Below are 16,227 nucleotides of genomic sequence, written 5' to 3'. Positions count from 1 at the left end.
ATCCAAGACATGGATCGCGCCGCCGAGGCCGCGCACGTCGAACCGGCGAGTCAAGGCTCCGTGGCCAGCCGTTGCTCGGTCCAGATGACCTTTCCGCCGGATGTGTAGCGAGTCCCCCAGCTGTCGGCGAACTGCGCTACCAGGAAGAGGCCGCGGCCGCCTTCCTCCATCGTGGTGGCCCGGCGTAGGTGCGGAGACACGTTGCTGCCGTCGGACACCTCACAGATGAGGCTGCGGTCGTGGATCAGGCGCACGCCGATGGGGCCGGTCGCGTGCCGGATGGCGTTGGTGACCAGCTCGCTGAGGATCAGCTCCAGGGTGAACGCCTCCTCTTCCAGGCTCCAGTCCCGCAGGAGCTCAGCGGCGGCGGCACGGACTCCGGCAACCGCCGAGGGGTCGGACGGCACGTCCCAGGACGCGGTGTGCTTGTCGTCGAACAACCGGGTACGGGCGACGACCAGGGCCACGTCGTCGCGCGGCGGCCCCGGCAACATGGTGTCCATCGCCGCCTGGCACATCTGGTCCGGCGTGCGCCCCGCCGGCTCGACGGCACGGCGCAGGCGTTCGATGCGCTCGTCGATGTCACGGTGCCGGTCCTCGACCAGACCATCGGTGTAGAGCACGATGCTGCTGCCTTCTGGCAGGAGCACCTCGGTCTTCTCGTACGGCAGCCCTCCCAGCCCCAACGGCGGGCCGACTGCTACTCCGGACAGGTGGGCCCGGCCCTCCGGGTACACGAGAATGGGTTCCAGGTGGCCCGCCCTGGCCATCGTGCACCGCCCTGAGACCGGGTCGTAGATCGCGTACAGGCAGGTGGCGCCCATGAGCGTCGGTGTCGCGCCGTCTCCGTCCCGGTCCTGGTCGATGCGGGTGACCAGCTCGTCCAGGTGCCAGAGGAGTTCGTCGGGCGGCAGGTCGAGCGTGGAGAGGTTGTGGACGGCGGTACGCAGCTGGCCCATGGTGGCGGCGGCGTGCAGCCCGTGTCCCACGACGTCGCCCACCACGATGGCGACCCGTGCCCCGGGGAGGGGTATGACGTCGAACCAGTCGCCGCCGACGCCACCGAGCCCCGCCTCGGCCGGAACGTAGCGGTGTGCCACGTCGACCGCGTTCTGCTCCGGCAGGGCATGCGGCAGGAGGCTGCGCTGGAGCGTGACCGCCATGGTGTGCTCCCGCGTGAAGCGGCGCGCGTTGTCGATGCTCACCGCCGCACGGGCGACCAGCTCCTCCGCGAGTGAGAGGTCTTCATGGGTGAAGGGTGTCGGCTCCTTCGAACGCCAGAAGGTCGCCACGCCGAGGATCGCTCCGCGGGCTCGCAGCGGAGCGGTGATCATCGAGTGGACACCGTGTGCCACCAGTCTGCGAGCGCGGTCCGGGTCCTGCGCCTGCCAGCCGGAAAAAGCCGCCAGGTCGGCCTCCAGCACCATCTGCCCGGAACCAAAGCCCGCCGCCTGTGGGGTTGAGGGGTCGAAATGGATGAGCGCGCCGGGCTGGTAGAACGGCACACCCGACCGGACGCCGCGCAGTGCGGCACGGCGCAACTCCGCGGCGCGCAGGGGCTTCGGTTCCTCGCCGCGCAGCACGGCGTCGGCCAGATCGACGGTGACGTAGTCGGCGAACCTGGGCACGGCGAACTCCGTCAGTTCTTCGGCGGTGCGCGTCACGTCGAGGGTGGTGCCAATGCGTATTCCGGCGTCGTACAGCAGCCTGAGCCGTTCCTGAACCACCTCCACCCGGCCCATCAGCGTGCTGAGTTCGGTCGTGTCCCGCAGCGTGGCGACCCAGCCGCCCGGTCCCGGCTGCACCGTGGGGCGCTGGCTGACGGCCAGCAGCCGGTCGCCGACCTCGATCACCTCGTCCGTGGTCGCCCTGCCCGACAGGAGGAGCTGTTCGGCCTCCGGGTCGAGTCCCAGGTCCGTCACGGGCCGGCCGTCCATATCGGGCGCGAGCCCCAGCAGGCGCCTGGCTTCGTCGTTGGCCAGGAGCAGGCAGCCCTGCGGATCGACGATGAGGACACCTTCGCGTACCGAGTGCAGAACGGCGTCGTGATGCTCGTACATGCGCGTCATCTGCACCGGTCCGAGACCGTGTGTCTGGTGGCTCAGACGCCTCCCGATGAGGGCGCTTCCTCCGGTGGCCGCCGTGAGCACCAGTCCCGCGGCCGTCAGGACGAGCGGCATCTGGCGTCCGGCCGCCAGACTCACCTGGTGGATGGTGATTCCCGCGGACACCAGCCCGATGACCTTCCCCTCGGGGTTGGTCACGGGGACCACGGTCCGGACCGAAGGGCCCAGCGTTCCGGCGGTCGTTTCGGTGACGATGCCGCCGTGCCGTGCCGCCGCGATGCTGCCGATGTAGTGCTGCCCGATCCGGGCGGGGTTCGGGTGGGTGTAGCGGACGCCCGTGGGGCTCATCACGACGACGAAGTCCACGCCGGAGCGCTTGCGGGTTTCCTCGGCCTGCTGCTGGAGCACGGCGCTCGGATGAGCGTCCGCCAATGTCTGCCGCACCGTGGGGGCCGAAGCGACCGAGGCTGCCACGGCGAGTGAGCGCTTTTGTGCCTCGCGCTCGGCGTCGTTCCGCGACTGCAAGAGGAGGGCGACGACCGCGGTCGCCACGAGAACCAGGACGACCACGACCTGCAGAACGAACATCTGGCTGGCGACGCTGCGTGTCCCACGCCGGGATCGCACCCGTCGGAGCATTTGGTGCATACGGCTCATATAACACCAAAGGCGTACGGCGACATCACCCCCGAACGGAGCGCACCCACCCGCGGATACACTGCGTGTTCATTCATGTGCAATCAGGGAGCCCCACGAGCAGTACGGCCACACCCAGACCGCTGACAGGACCGCGGAGGCAGCGATGGCGAAGGCGAGGCCGACGAGAGCCTCGGCGAGCCGCAGCACCGCCGTGTTGCCGCAGGAGGCGTCGGCGGTGATGGTGTACCGGCTGAGCAGGGCAGTGGCGCCCAGGCCCGTCAGCACGGCCAGCAGGCGGAAGGCAGGCGGCGCGCGGTGCTCGTCGATCAGGAGAGCACGACCGGATGGCCGGTCAGATGCACGCCCGCTTGCCTCATCTCGTCGACGGCCGCGCGGGTGGTGTCGGAAGCGACTCCGGCGGTGTAACCGAGCAGGACGCGGACGGCGAAGCCGGCACGGACGCCGTCCAGTGCGGTGGCCTTCACGCAGTGGTCGGTGGCGATACCCACGACGTCCACCGCTGCGATCTTGCGGTCGTGCAGCCAGTCGGCGAGCGGGGTTCCGCCCTCGGTCGAGCCTTCGAAGCCGCTCTTCGAGGCCGAGTGGGCGCCCTTGTAGAACACCTCGTCGACGATGCCGTCCGCGGTGACGGGCGCGAAGTGGGGGTGGAAGTCCGGACGGTCGGAGAAATGCCCGCCCGGGTCGATGTGGTGGTCGCGCGTGGCGACCACATGCGCGTACGCGCCGCCCGCCGAACGCCGCACCAGTTCGGCGATGGCCGCCGCGCGGTCCGCACCGCCCTTCACCGGGACGCTGCCGCCCTCGCAGAAGTCCTTCTGCACATCCACCACGATCAGTCCACGTCGCACGGCTCGTCCTCTCTGTCGCGTGATGCCGGCCCGCAGAAATGATGTGCACGCAAGCCAGATGATCACCGGCAGCACTGGGCCGATTGCCTCGCCCGACCCCCCAACGAGTGGGCCCCAGCGGACACAGCGCGGCGCTGAGGCAGCGCCCGCGCCATGAGACCGCGCACTGTGCGGCTGTCCCACCGTTTCCTGCCCCGTAAGGAATCGGCCAGCGGCGGACGGATACCCCCTGCATACGGCAGTTCATGGCGGCGTGGCACCGCACTGCGGGCCATCCGCCCGGCGGCTCGTGCGGGCTCGGGCTTGAGTCAGAAGGTGGGGGTCGTGGGCGTTGATGAGCATGAGGTCGGCGTCTGCGGTCTGCCACAGTTCGGAGAGCCGCTCGTGGTTGGTCTGCACTTTGTGCCAGTCGTGGGCGGCGATGCGTTCCATCGCGATCAGTGACTTCGGTGTTCTGCCGGTGCCATCGACTTGGCTGTGGTGGTAGAAGGCGTCACCGGCGTGCAGCACCCAGTGGTCTCCGCCGTCGACGGCGACCGCGGCGTGCCCCCGGGTGTGGCCGGGCAGGGCGATCAGTACGATTCCGGGCGTGATCGCGGTGAGTTCGGTGGCGGCCGCGAATCCGCGCCAGGTCTCGCCGGTCCGGGGCGTGTGGCTGATGAGTGTCGGCCGGTGGGTGCGCTGGGCGGGCTTGTAGCGCTCCTTCTCGATCCGGGTTGCCGGGCGGAGCGCGGCGGCGGCTTCAGCGCTGGTGAGGTGGACGTCTGCCCACGGGAAGTCGGCCAGTCCTCCGACATGGTCGGCGTCGAAGTGGGTCAGCACGATGTTGCGCACGTCCGTCGGGTCGAAGCCGGCGCGTTCGACCTGCCGGATGGCCGTCTCAGCCTCCTGGAACACGGGGCGCACGAAGTGCCGGGCCGGGCCGAATCGCCGGCCGGGTGCCGTCCGGTCCAACAGGCCGAGACCGCTGTCGATGAGGACAAGTCCGGTACCGGTCTCGACGAGCAGGACATGACAGACCAGGCCCTCGGGGGCGCCCCAGGGGCGCATGGTGCCGCAGTTCAGGTGGTGGATCCTCATCCGAGTGCCTCCCTCATGCCGGCCATGGCAGCGATGCCGCCGACGGGTGCGCGCCTGACACCCTGAGCCGTCGTTGTGTGCGCCGGGGTCATGGGCGGTCTTCTGCGGTCGGTGGTTGTCAACGGACGAAGCCGGGGGGTGTGGTTTCGAGCAGCCGCGGGTCTGGGGCGGTACCGGCCTCCCCGAGGACGCCCTTGAGGATGCGGCCGAGCTTGAGCAGACCACCTGGGCTGCGCTTGTCGACGCCGCCGATGAGCTGCTTGAGGATGGTGAGCTGATCGAAGTAGATCCTCTCGGTGACGAGGCTTTCCTGCTCGTCGAAGATGAAGTACGCCGTCATGCGGGTGCGGTGCTTCGACCCGGTCGGCGGGATGTCGCCGAGCGGTCCGTTGTGGGTGCCCAGCAGCCAGAACTCCACGATCACGGCGTCGACGCTGTGCCGGAGCGCGATGATCTCGTGGTCCTGGTCGGGGAATGCCACGCGCGTGTCGTGGTAGTACTCGCGTACCTCGGTGTCGCCGTCGTGGACGGTCATCTGGGCGATCAGTTCGTAGTGCGGATGTGGGAACGTCGAAAGCGTGGCATCCCAGTCCTGGCGGACCTCGTCGTGAAAGTGATCGAGCACGAGTTGCTCACGGGCGCGCAGCACGTCCTCGGACGGCAGGACGAATCTGGACATGGTGTGCCTCCTCAGGCCGACTGCGCGCCGTGGGTGATGCGACCGTGGCTGAACGTGGGTGTGGTGCCGGGGTTCGTCCAGGCGCCGGTCAGCTCGCTGGAGGGGAAGAACTGCAGGAACCGCGCGGCCTGGCTGCGGTCGGCCAGCGATTTCTCCAGGACGACCGAGTTGTACTGGTCGGCGGTCGTTTCGATCGTGTTCGCGTTGAGCACCACCTCCTGCTGCCATCGCCGGGCCCACCCGGCGATGCCCGGCAGCCTGGAGTGCTCGGGGGTGAGGGCCTCGGCGGCGATGACGTTCTCGCTGCTCACCCAGATGCCCGTTGAGGTGTTGACGACGAGACTCTGGTTGCCGAAAACGTGCCCCGGCGTCTTGATCACGGCCACACCCGGGCCGAGGACGGCCGAACCGCTGATCGGCAGGAACGCCTCCGGTGGAACGTGCCGGTAGGTCGCCGGCTGATACCAGGGCCTCTGGAGCGGGTGGAGCTCGGCCATGCCGGCCAGCTCGTCGCGCTGGACGATGACCTTGGCGTTGGGGAACGCGGCCTGTGGGCGCGCGCCGAGGTCGTCCTGGTGGGCGGTCGTGCCCACCCAGCGGCGCAGGTCCTGGGTGTGCAGGTGGTCGAAGATCAGGTAGTCGACTTCGTCCGGCTGGATACCGAGGCGCGCGAGGTGCCCCAGTACTGTGCCGTGCTCGCGGACCATCTGCCGCGCGAGGACGCCCGGAGTCCTCTGGGCGAGGTTGTCGAAGTACGGCGTATAGCGGCCCAGTTCGACGTCGCTCGGCTCGAAGAGCAGCACCTGCGGGCGGCCGTCGCTGTCGTGCCAGCGGATCACCAGCATGCGGTTGGTGATCGACAGGAACGGCGCGATCGCCCGTGACGCGCGGAACAGGCCGAACCTCGTGGGGTACGGCAACGTCACCAGATCACAGGTGACGACGCTGTCCGGCGTACCCGTCGAGGCGAACTCACCGCGAAACGCCCCGGCCTCGGCACGTGCCGTCCGCAGGCGGCCGCCCGGCGGTTCGTCCGACCTCGACAAGTCGGACAACGTGTCGACGCCGGTGCCGACCGTAGGCAGGTCTGCCACTTCGGCGGAACCCCATGGGAACTGCATGGCCACCCCTGTTAATCCACGCTGTGGGTATTAATCGAGTGGCACTATACCCACGTTGTGGATTAAATCAACGGCAGGCATCATGAGGTCATGACCGCGACACGAGAGCCCCGACGGGGACGTCCCCCCAAGGGAGCTCCGCAACTGACCCGCCAGGCGATCGTCACCGCCACCCTGAAGGTCATAGACATCGACGGCATCGACGCGGTCTCCATGCGCTCGGTCGCCCGCATCCTCGGCGTCGACCCCAAGAGCCTCTACAACCACGTCGCCGGCAAGGACGGCCTACTCGACGCAGTGGCCGAGGAGATCCTCGGATCCATGCACCTGCCCGAGCCCACCGGAGACCTCCGCGACGACCTGCTGGCCATCGGTCACGCATTCCGCGAGAGCGCCCTGGCCCACCCCCAGGCCGCGCCGCTCGTGCTCACACGCCAACTCGCCTCGCTCGAGGGACTTGCCCCCGTCGAAGCAGTCCTCACCGTGCTCCGCGCAGCAGGCTGCCCGCCGCGCGATGCCGTTCCGATCCTCCGCACCCTCGTCGCCACACTGATCGGCACCCTGCTTCGTGAGGTGCACGCAGGACCCACCTACGGCATCACCGACGTCGCAGGCATCGCACAGCGCCGCACCACACTGGAACAATCAGGTCTCCCCCGTGTCGCCGAAGCCGCTGCCGACCTCGCACGCTTCGACAGCGACGCCGAATACCAGTTCACGCTCAACCTCGCCGTCGACGCCGTCACCGCACGCCTCTCCGCGACGTAGCGCGACGGCGGGCCGAGCCGACGAACGTGGGGTGCGTTGACCATCGGCACCGTGCCCACCACTGACGCTCGGCAAGGACGCGCGGGCAAGAGCAAAGCGTCACGCCGGCGGTTGGGCGAGTTTGGCGGCCACGGCGTCGAGGACCCAGTCCAGGCCGGTCGCGAAGGATGCCTCGGCGTCCACGTCCGTGCCGTCGTACACGGCCTTGGCCAGCGCCGGGAAGCGGCCCGTGGCCAACATTCTCGTCACATGCGGGCCGGAGGCGCGCTGCCAGTCGTACTTGGACAGGCCCGTGGCGCGCTCGGCCCGCAGGTTCGCGATCTCGCGCCTGATCGCGCCGGTGAAGTAGGCGCTGACAGTTTCCACGGCGCGCATGACGGTGTCGACGTCGGCGAGGCCGTCGAGCGCGGCCAGCTTGGCCTCGGTCACGGCGAGGCCGTTCGGGCCCAGGGTCGGGCGGCCGCCGAGGAGGTCGGCAAGCCATTCGTGACGGAGAACGGCCTGCCTGGTGCGGTGGGCGAGGACGCGCAGCGCCTCCCGCCAGTCACCCGGCTGCTCCTCGGGGAGAATCTCGCCCTGGACCTCGTCCACCATGAGGTCGAACAGTTCCTCCTTGGTGGAGATGTATCCGTACAGCCGCATCGGGCCGGCGTTCAGCCGGGCGGCGACCTTGCGCAACGACACCGCCTCCAGCCCTCCCTCGTCGGCCAGCGCGATGGCGGCGGCGACGATCCGCTCCCGGTCGAGCGGCACGGGGCGAGTCGGCGGCTCCGGCCGGTCCCACACAGTCATGGTCACATCGTACTGTTGCGATGCAGCGTCATGATTCAATACAGTGTATCGCCATGAGACATCGCATCGCAGTGGTCGGGGGCGGCCCCGGCGGCCTCACCTTCGCCCGCGTCCTACACCGCCACGATCACCCCGTCGCCATCCTCGAACGCGATCCCGCCCCCGACGCCCGCCCCCTGGGCGGCACTCTGGACCTCCATGAAGGGCTGGGCCAGCTCGCACTGGACAAGGCAGGGCTGCTGGCGGAATTCCAGGCGCTGTCTCGTCCCGAGGGACAGGCCATGCGCATCCTGGACACGGACGGGACCGTCCTGCGCGACTGGCGCCCCCGTCCCGATGAACAGGCCAATCCCGAGATCGACCGCGGGCAACTCCGTGACCTGCTGCTCGGACCTCTCGACGTCCGGTGGGGGCGGGGCGTGACTCAGGTTGTGCCGGGGACCCGGGATGGCGTACTCATCCATTTTGCGGACGGCCGACAGGAGACGTTCGACCTCGTGGTCGGCGCGGACGGCGCCTGGTCCCGGACCCGCCCGGCAGTCTCGCCGGTGACGCCGCACTACACCGGCGTCACCACGGTCGAGACCTCCCTGGACGACGTAGACACCCGCCACCCCGACCTCGCCCGGTTGATCGGCGACGGCTCCGTGTCCGTGCACGGCGTGAACCGAAAGCTCGTCGCCCAACGCAACAGCGGCGGCCATGTGAAGGTGTACGCCCAGTTCCGCGCGCCGCTGGACTGGCACGCGAACCTGGACCTGGCCGACGCCGAGGCCGTGCGATCGAGCCTGCTGGCTCTCTTCGACGGCTGGGCCGCTCCCGTCCTCGACCTCCTCCACCACGGCACCGCTTTCGTCCACCGCCCCCTCTACGTCCTGCCCGTGTCCCACACCTGGACCCACGTGCCCGGGGTGACGCTACTGGGCGACGCCGCCCACCTGATGCCCCCATTGGGAGCGGGCGCGAACCTCGCGATGCTGGACGGCGCCGAACTCGCCGAGTCCATCGCCACAGGCCCCGGAGACCTGGACGAGGCCGTCCGCGCCTTCGAGGAACAGATGTGGGCACGGGCCGGCAGGTGGGCGAAGATCACGACGGCCGGTCTGGAACGCCTCGTGAGCCCGGACCCCGCCGCAGCCCTCGCCCTCTTCGACCAAGTCCAGCCATCCTGACTACCAAGCCGAGGGGCTGTCCGAGCGTGGGCCCGGTGCTGGGGAGGAAGGGGGAAGAGCTGTGACTGCGGTGTCGGTCTGCCGGCCATGGCCGCGCCTGTCGCCAGGAACTCGGCGCCTGGCCGCGGGCGGCAGCGGGTTGGCCAGCCGGCCAAGGCGCCAGCTGGTTCGGCGGTTGGTGCCGGCGGTCGTCTCCATGCCGCGGAGGGTGCTTGCTGCAGTGCGTGGACGAGGGTGATGGCGTCGCCGGCCACCTTTTCCGCACTGGCCGCGGTGTGTGGCCGCACCACGAAGGCCGCATCCCCGGTCAGCAGCATCCGGTCGTTGCGCATCGTGGAGACGCGGCCATCGAGGATCGCTTGCAGGAAGGGCTCGCGGGCGTGCTCCACCAGCTCGCGCAGAGCCTGCGGCAGTGTCGACCGTGCGCGGACCAGGAGTTCGGCGCGGACATTGGGCCGATCAGCCCTGATAGCAGCGAGAGGCCGTGACCGATGCCGTTTCGGTCTGTGGTGATGCGCGAGAGTTCGGGTGCGTCGGACCGTACGTACCAGACCCAGTTCATCCGGCGGCGGCCCGGTGTGGTCGTGCCGAAGTCGCCTGGGATGAAGTAGCACAGGAACCGGGTGCGGTTCGCGTCGTAGAAGCTGAACCGGTCGCGGAAGCGCGCGGCCAGGTCATGGGGGAGGTCGGCTTCGTCGATGACGCCGCGGTAGGCGACATAGCCGGCGTAGCGGGAGGCACCTTCCGGCGCGACGAGCCCGCGATGCCGGGACGCGGATCCGTCCGCGATGATCGCCAGGTCCACGGCATGCGCGGCATCGCCGACATGGACGGTGGCCCCTCTGGGTGCGGGCGTGAGCGCGGTCACCGGCTGTCCGTCGTGGTAGCGCACGGCGGGCAGTGTGTCCCGCAGGGCCTTGTAGATGGTGCCCCATGAGATCATCTGTTCCTGCGCGTCCAAGGGTCAGATCCATCAGCCCGGGGTCAGCCCGACGTGCGACTGCGGCACGCCGTCGTCAGGCGCCGACCAGGGCGCTTGCCAGGGCACTGACCAGGTTGGACGCGACCGCCTTCGTCAGCCGCTTCTCAGCGGTCGCGGTCCGATCCCGGCGAGCGCGCCACTCGATGCGGGGGACCTTGACCGCCTTGGCGAACTCAGCAGCGAACCGCTACTTGCCGAGCGCGCGGCCGAGTCCGCCGGTCGCGCGCGAGACGATTTCAGCCATGGACCTGAGGGCGGCGCTCCCCCTCGGCGTCGCCGCTCCCTGCGCTCGTCAGAATCGCGCTCGCGACTACATCGAGGAGGTGATCGGCGCGTGGCGCGAACGAGGGTTGATCGCCGAGCCACGCGAGCGCCGCTACCAGCGCAAACAGATCGGTGCCATCAATGTCGGTCCGGGCCATGCCCGCGGCCTGGGCACGGGCGAGGAGCCCCGTGCCTGCCGCGCGCATGGTGACGCACGAAGCATGGAGTGCGGACTCGGTGTCCTCAAGGGCAGCCGTCATCAGCGCTGTCACGCCCCGATACTCGTGTGCGCACGCTACGCAGTCTCGTAGCCACGAGACGAGAGCGTCCTCGGGCGAGCTCGACTTCTCGAGCTCGCCTGCCCTTGCCGTCAGCTCGTCGAAGCTCGTGCGGAGCAAGGCGTCGAGCAGCGCCTCACGTGTAGGGAAGTGACGGAGCAACGTGGCGAGCCCCATGTCGGCCCTGCGTGCGATGTCGCGCAGCGATGCCTCGGCACCCTGCTCGGTGATGACGGCGCCCGCGACTGCGAGCAGGTGGTCACGGTTCTTCCTGGCGTCGGCCCGCATCTACCCCTCTTGACTATCCGGATCAGTGGTTCACTTGACTATCCGGATCAGTGGTTCATATATTCGGATCAGTGGTCCGGATAACCGGATCACTGATCCACTCAGCGTACCCCCCGGAAGGGGCAGGAGGAAAAGACGATGTCAACACACATGATGAGGGCGATCCGTCTGCATGAGCACGGCGGCCCTGAGGTTCTGCGTTACGACGAGGTGCCGATTCCCGAGCCGGGGCCGGGTGAGGTGCTCGTCCGCGTTCACGCGGTCGGCATCAATCCTCCGGACTGGTACCTGCGCGACGGGCTGAGCAACATACCTCCGGAGACGAGGCCGAAGTTCGACCTGCCCGTGACTCCGGGGACGGATGTGTCGGGTGTCGTCGAGGCCGTCGCCGCGGACGTGGAGGGCCTCTCCGTCGGTGATGAAGTCTTCGGCCTCCTTCGGTTTCCCAGCTTCGACGGCAGGGCGTATGCCCAGTACGTGGCCACACCTGCGTCCGACCTCGCACGCAAGCCGACCGGCATCGATCACGTGCACGCCGCCGGAGCACCTATGTCCCTGCTGACGGCCTGGCAGTTCCTGATCGAGCTCGGACACGATCACCCGTCGCCCTTCCAGGCGGCACGGCATCGCCCTGTGGCCCTCGGCGCCGACACGACGGTGCTCATCAACGGCGCCGCGGGCGGCGTGGGGCACTTCGCACTACAGCTGGCGAAGTGGAAGGGCGCACATGTCATCGCGGTGGCATCCGGCACGCATGAATCGTTCCTGCGCGAGCTCGGCGCCGACCAGTTCATCGACTACACCAAGAGTCGCCCCGAGGAACTCGTGCACGGCGTCGACCTTGTTCTCGACGCCGTCGGTGGCCGTGACAGCAGCCGCTTCCTGCGCACGCTCAAGCGCGGCGGCGCCCTGTTCCCCGTGTTCTTCGGCGAATACGACGAGGAAGAGACCGCGAAACTGGGCGTCACGGTCTCGGGCACCCAGGTCCGCTCGCACGGCGCGCAGCTTGCTGAAGTGGGACGCTTGCTCGACGCGGGCACGGTTCGCGTCGCGATAGACAGCACGTTTCCGCTCGCGGATGCCCAGGCGGCGCACGAACGCGCCTCGCGAGGGCACATCCAGGGCAAGATCGTGCTCACGGTCGCTTAGGAACCAGCCGCTTCGCATGCGCGTCCGGTGGTCGACCTCGGGGCACTGGTGGCCATCGGGGCGCCGATGCGGAGAACTTGGGACACCTCTGGCGACCAGGTGCCCGCGATGCCCGCCGCGGCGAACCGCGCCGGCCTGCTCGCTCGGCTCGGTTCGGTTCGCCGCAGGCGATCACCGAGATCGGGTCGCATTACTGATCCCTGCCGGCGCCGCGTACACCACCGGCCGCCACATCACCGTCGCCGGCTCAGCGGTCCGGCGTCCTGACGGCAAAGCGGCCGGTCGCGGGACGTCGTGCCCCTCACGTCACGCGCTCCACCCTCCCATCGCACGCCGGCGGCCGCTTTCGCCGACCGCGCCCCGTCTTTCACCCGACAACCGAGCACGAGCGAGGCTTGACATGACGACAACTGCGGCTTTCGGCTGGGGAAGCAGCCACCTCAACACAACGCCTGCGGGAGAGGTGCACCTCGGCCCCGCAGAGCAGCTCGCCGTCCAGCAGACACTGGCACGCTACGCCTTCGCCCTGGATCACGGAGATCTGGTGGCATTGGAGGGCGTCCTGACCGAGGACGCCACCTGGACGGCTATGACCGCCGACGAGGTCGAGCAAGGCCCCTTCGTCGGCCGCGCGGCGATTCTCGACCTGGTGCGGGGTGCGACGGCAGCGCAAACCGATCAGCGAAGGCACAACCTGACCAACATGGTCCTCCGCCGTGCGGACGCCGACACAGCAGTGGTGTGGGCCTACCTGATGCTGACGTCGAACGCCGGCGGGAGCCCGACCCTGATCACGACCGGGTTCTACACATTCACGCTGCAGTACACCGACAGCGAGTGGCGTATCGCGAACCTGTTCGTCGGCCTGGACAACACCGAGTGAAGCGCAGCGACTACTGAGATATCTGTACGGAGGGGACTGCGATGCCGCTGGTATCCCACCGCTATGCGGTATCCCGATGCGGCGGCCTGCCAGCGAAGCAGCCGCTCATGAACGGTCCTGTGCGAGGCAGTTGCGTACCCATCTGGCCTGCGCTCGCGCCACAATTCGACCCGGCGAGGCTTACACAGGACGTGGTTGAGGGGGCAGTGGTGAACGGGACGTGGTGGCTCATGCAGGGTGACACTCGAATCGGCGAACTACGGGAGTACGCAGTTGATCAGCCGATGTTCCTCTGCCACTTCATCCCCAGCCCTGGCTGGGAAGCAGTCCGCAGCCGGTTCGAAAGCTGGGAAGCCCTGGACGGCCCAGACCCCGACGGGACCCGAACCGTGCAAGTCATCAAGCCCATCATGGACCTCGGACTCACGCTGGTCCCTGACGACGGCAGCCAGCCCATGGCGCTGTTCAAGGAGTGCATCGTCCGTATCGACGGAGACACCGCTCGCCTGCGCTACTGACAAGCGGAGTCGGTCCGGACCACGGTGAGTTCAGGGTGCCTCAGGCATCCCGCCGGGAACCACGCCGTTGACGGCCTGCCAAGTTGGCTGTACGGGCGATCGCGGTCATGCCCACCTGCCTCCCGCATCTGGATGTCAGCGCCGGCCGGTAGCGTCTGCCAGGTGACCGACGACGCCGTCATCTGGAACCGGCTCGCTGCCTTGCTGCCGGAGGCCGAAGCCCAGGAAGTCAAAGACTGCTGGGCCATCGGAGAGCAGGAGGCGGGACTTGGCCTGCTCGTCTCCGGCATCCTCGGCCACCAGGTGCCGATCAGTGAGACGGTCAGGGCTCAGATCTCGGTGCTCGCGGAGACCTGGGGCGAGCGGGAGGCCCTCACACCCCAGATCCTTCAGTGCCGTGACGAAGGCACACCGGGCTCCCTGAAGCTGATCGAAAGCGACGAAAGCAGCCTCCCCGAGGCAATAGGCGGGGCCGAACACGACCTGGCCGGTCTCGCCCTCGTCCCCTGGATCGCCTGCACGAGATGCGGCCAGGTCCTGATGCGCGCCCATGCCCGGGAAAGCTGGGGAGATCTCTCCTACCTGGCGCGGCAGTACGTCATCACGACGCCGAACCGGGCCACCGTCCTGCGGCTGTTCCCTGCCGACTCCGCCTTCGCTGCCTTCGCTGCCTTCCAGCGTGCGTGTTCAGACGCACCGTAAGAAGCGACGTCTTACGCCATCACGCTGGACAAGGCCCTTCCAGGTAGGGGCAATGCCAGCGCGGGGCGAGCCGGGTCAGGGCGCCAGCCCGCCTGCGTGCGAGAGAGTTCCTGTCATGCAGACTTACGAGGACCCAGCCACCTGGACGCCTGAACCGACCCGACTCCGTTGGCAGTTGGTCCTGCGTTTCGCTGCCACCCTGGTGTGCCTTCCGGTGCTCTGCGCGCTGTGGCTGGCAGCGGCGTGCCGGGCACCGCCCCGTGCACGGCCCGCCGCAGGCCGGTGCTTTGGCCGGAGCGTCCGTGCTGGGGGTCGTCTACTGGCAGGATCGGTTGCCTTCGAGCCGGACCGACATGGTGGAGAGTTTTTGGGGACTGACGGTCACCGAGCCGGGAGAGGTCGAGCCGATCGTGTTCCAGCCTGCCCGGCGTCGCGCATGGATCCTTGGCCGCCCCGCCTTCTTCGGCCCGCTCGACGACATCGCTCTCAAACAGACGCCGCAGACGTCGGGCACGTTGTACGGAGTGGAAGAGCCTCCGGACGTCATCCGCAGGCGCATGCTGGAGCATCCGCGGCTGACGGTCTTGCGGGACCGCCCGGGCCAACCACAGGACCAGACCCCGGCAGAGATCACCAAGCGGACAGTACTGCACAGGTACTTTCAGCTGTGCTGGGCCATTCCGGTCCGGGGCGGACAGTGGACCGCCTAGATCCGGCGCGACTACGCGCCCACCGATCCCCTGTGTGCCCCCGGGCGCGACATCTACAGCTGAGCACGGCCTGATCTTCAACAGCCGGACGCGGTAGGCATCGCTGACTCCACGACACCGACGCCGTCCCAGACCTTGACCTGCTTGGGCTGTTTTCAGCCGGAGTTCAGACGGCGGGTCCGGGCCCGCAGCAGAAGCGCCGCGCCCGCTGCGGCGATGAGGAGGACGCTGCCCGCGGTCCACGCCACCACCGCGGTGCGGGACGTCCGGGAGGAGTGCGCCGCCGCCTGCGTGGAGCAGGCACTCGCTCGTGCCGCGGGGGCGATGCGCAGCCGGGCCCACGGTTTGCCGGAGTGGCCTTGGTCCTGGTCGACATCGTGCCGGTAGACGATGTAAAGCCCGGGCGCGGCGTCACACCGTAGTGTGGTGGTCGCGGTCAGGACGGCTCGGGCGCCGCGCAGAGTGGGCCGGTCGGTGAACGCAGGGGAATTGAGGGTGATGTCCCCGTCCATCCCCTCGTCATCGTTGTCGGTGATCGTGATGCGGTTGCCGGCCTGAAAGGTCCGCACGTCCCACTCCGACTGGGGCCAGGTGTCGTCCGCCGGCCAGTGTTCTTCCCGGTCCGGTGGGGGAATCTTCTTCACCTTGTCGCGACAGGCGCGGCGTGCGGCCTCGTCGGCTGGTTCGACGTGCAGCCGCGCCCAATGGGCCGGATGACCGGCCGGTCCCTCGGCGCCGGCTGCGGTCCGCGTGACCGGATACGTGCCGGGCCGGGCATCGCAGGCGATGGTGACGGTGGCCTCCAGTACCGGTGTCATCATGCGCAGCCGCCCTGCCGCAAGGAACACGGTCGAGTGGACGGTGTCACCGTACGCGGCCTGTCCACTCTTGGCGGTGACCGTCAGGGTGTCTCCGGGATGCACCGACCGGACGCTACGGAGTGGCAGCGGTGGTGCCGACGGGGAGGCCGAGGCGGGGCCGGCCGCCAGGAGGGGCAGTAGGAGCGGGAGCGCCGCCAACGCGGCCGTACGGCGTCGATCCATCGTCTCGCCCGTCTGTTATTCGATGTTATGTCAGTAAATACTCGGTAGTATGCCATTGATCGATATGCCGAACTGATGTGCGACTCCGGCGAGTTGGGGAGCGCTCGCCGTTCGGCTTCCTCCAAGATGGAAAGACACCTCGTTGCGTTCCAGACACAGATGGATTCCGGCCCTCGCGCTCGGCCTGTGCGCCGGCATACTCGGCACCTGCCCGGCATCCGCCG

At 68.7% G+C, this 16,227-nt stretch carries 16 protein-coding genes; 6 read left to right on the top strand and 10 right to left on the bottom strand.

Features of this window, described 5'->3' with window-relative positions; translation table 11 throughout:
* Positions 1 to 50: 50 nt before the first annotated feature.
* The 6 genes from ABZ915_RS39955 to ABZ915_RS39930 all read right to left on the bottom strand — a co-directional run bounded on the left by ABZ915_RS39955 (position 51) and on the right by ABZ915_RS39930 (position 6,427).
* Positions 51 to 2,714: a SpoIIE family protein phosphatase gene (locus tag ABZ915_RS39955; RefSeq protein ID WP_361813693.1), complete on the bottom strand. Its 2,664-nt coding sequence runs from the start codon at positions 2,712 to 2,714 to the stop codon at positions 51 to 53.
* 78 nt (positions 2,715 to 2,792) lie between these two features.
* Positions 2,793 to 2,990 carry a hypothetical protein gene (locus ABZ915_RS39950; protein WP_361813691.1) on the bottom strand — a complete coding sequence of 66 codons (198 nt, stop codon included), beginning with the start codon at positions 2,988 to 2,990 and terminating at the stop codon, positions 2,793 to 2,795.
* 41 nt (positions 2,991 to 3,031) lie between these two features.
* Complete coding sequence (locus tag ABZ915_RS39945; protein WP_361813689.1) at positions 3,032 to 3,574, bottom strand: isochorismatase family protein; 543 nt, start codon at positions 3,572 to 3,574, stop codon at positions 3,032 to 3,034.
* A gap of 243 nt (positions 3,575 to 3,817) precedes the next feature.
* Positions 3,818 to 4,654, bottom strand: coding sequence for an MBL fold metallo-hydrolase (locus tag ABZ915_RS39940; RefSeq protein WP_361813687.1), 837 nt, complete (start codon positions 4,652 to 4,654; stop codon positions 3,818 to 3,820).
* Positions 4,655 to 4,772: 118 nt separating this feature from the next.
* Entirely contained in the window at positions 4,773 to 5,333 is a 561-nt protein-coding gene (locus tag ABZ915_RS39935) for an ester cyclase (RefSeq protein WP_361813685.1), read from the bottom strand.
* Between the two features lie 11 nt (positions 5,334 to 5,344).
* Positions 5,345 to 6,427 carry a hypothetical protein gene (locus ABZ915_RS39930; protein WP_361813683.1) on the bottom strand — a complete coding sequence of 361 codons (1,083 nt, stop codon included), beginning with the start codon at positions 6,425 to 6,427 and terminating at the stop codon, positions 5,345 to 5,347.
* Positions 6,428 to 6,544: 117 nt separating this feature from the next.
* On the opposite strand from ABZ915_RS39930, the gene ABZ915_RS39925 reads away from it, so the two are divergent.
* Complete coding sequence (locus ABZ915_RS39925; RefSeq protein ID WP_361813681.1) at positions 6,545 to 7,222, top strand: TetR/AcrR family transcriptional regulator C-terminal domain-containing protein; 678 nt, start codon at positions 6,545 to 6,547, stop codon at positions 7,220 to 7,222.
* Positions 7,223 to 7,321: 99 nt separating this feature from the next.
* Here ABZ915_RS39925 and ABZ915_RS39920 read toward each other — a convergent pair whose 3' ends face one another.
* A complete protein-coding gene (locus tag ABZ915_RS39920; protein ID WP_361813679.1) occupies positions 7,322 to 8,014 on the bottom strand; it encodes a TetR/AcrR family transcriptional regulator C-terminal domain-containing protein in 693 nt (230 codons plus the stop codon).
* A 53-nt stretch (positions 8,015 to 8,067) separates the two neighbouring features.
* On the opposite strand from ABZ915_RS39920, the gene ABZ915_RS39915 reads away from it, so the two are divergent.
* Positions 8,068 to 9,186, top strand: coding sequence for an NAD(P)/FAD-dependent oxidoreductase (locus ABZ915_RS39915; RefSeq protein ID WP_361813677.1), 1,119 nt, complete (start codon positions 8,068 to 8,070; stop codon positions 9,184 to 9,186).
* Between the two features lie 307 nt (positions 9,187 to 9,493).
* Here ABZ915_RS39915 and ABZ915_RS39910 read toward each other — a convergent pair whose 3' ends face one another.
* Positions 9,494 to 10,147, bottom strand: coding sequence for a hypothetical protein (locus tag ABZ915_RS39910; RefSeq protein WP_361813675.1), 654 nt, complete (start codon positions 10,145 to 10,147; stop codon positions 9,494 to 9,496).
* A gap of 257 nt (positions 10,148 to 10,404) precedes the next feature.
* Complete coding sequence (locus ABZ915_RS39905) at positions 10,405 to 10,998, bottom strand: TetR/AcrR family transcriptional regulator (RefSeq protein ID WP_361813673.1); 594 nt, start codon at positions 10,996 to 10,998, stop codon at positions 10,405 to 10,407.
* 138 nt (positions 10,999 to 11,136) lie between these two features.
* Here ABZ915_RS39905 and ABZ915_RS39900 point away from each other — a divergent pair, with 138 nt between their 5' ends.
* The 4 genes from ABZ915_RS39900 (at position 11,137) to ABZ915_RS39885 (ending at position 14,960) form a co-directional block, all read left to right on the top strand.
* Entirely contained in the window at positions 11,137 to 12,147 is a 1,011-nt protein-coding gene (locus tag ABZ915_RS39900) for an NADP-dependent oxidoreductase (RefSeq protein WP_361813671.1), read from the top strand.
* A 400-nt stretch (positions 12,148 to 12,547) separates the two neighbouring features.
* Positions 12,548 to 13,030 carry a nuclear transport factor 2 family protein gene (locus tag ABZ915_RS39895; protein WP_361813669.1) on the top strand — a complete coding sequence of 161 codons (483 nt, stop codon included), beginning with the start codon at positions 12,548 to 12,550 and terminating at the stop codon, positions 13,028 to 13,030.
* A 680-nt stretch (positions 13,031 to 13,710) separates the two neighbouring features.
* On the top strand, positions 13,711 to 14,250 hold the full coding sequence (locus ABZ915_RS39890) for a hypothetical protein (RefSeq protein WP_361813667.1): 540 nt from the start codon (positions 13,711 to 13,713) through the stop codon (positions 14,248 to 14,250).
* 302 nt (positions 14,251 to 14,552) lie between these two features.
* Entirely contained in the window at positions 14,553 to 14,960 is a 408-nt protein-coding gene (locus tag ABZ915_RS39885; protein WP_361813665.1) for a hypothetical protein, read from the top strand.
* Between the two features lie 155 nt (positions 14,961 to 15,115).
* Here ABZ915_RS39885 and ABZ915_RS39880 read toward each other — a convergent pair whose 3' ends face one another.
* Positions 15,116 to 15,883: a hypothetical protein gene (locus ABZ915_RS39880; protein WP_361813663.1), complete on the bottom strand. Its 768-nt coding sequence runs from the start codon at positions 15,881 to 15,883 to the stop codon at positions 15,116 to 15,118.
* Positions 15,884 to 16,227 lie beyond the last annotated feature (344 nt).

This window comes from Streptomyces sp. NPDC046915, assembly GCF_040644935.1.
Classification (GTDB): domain Bacteria; phylum Actinomycetota; class Actinomycetes; order Streptomycetales; family Streptomycetaceae; genus Streptomyces.
Note: the sequence above shows the minus strand (reverse complement) of the source record. Positions and strands in the feature narration are given on the sequence as shown.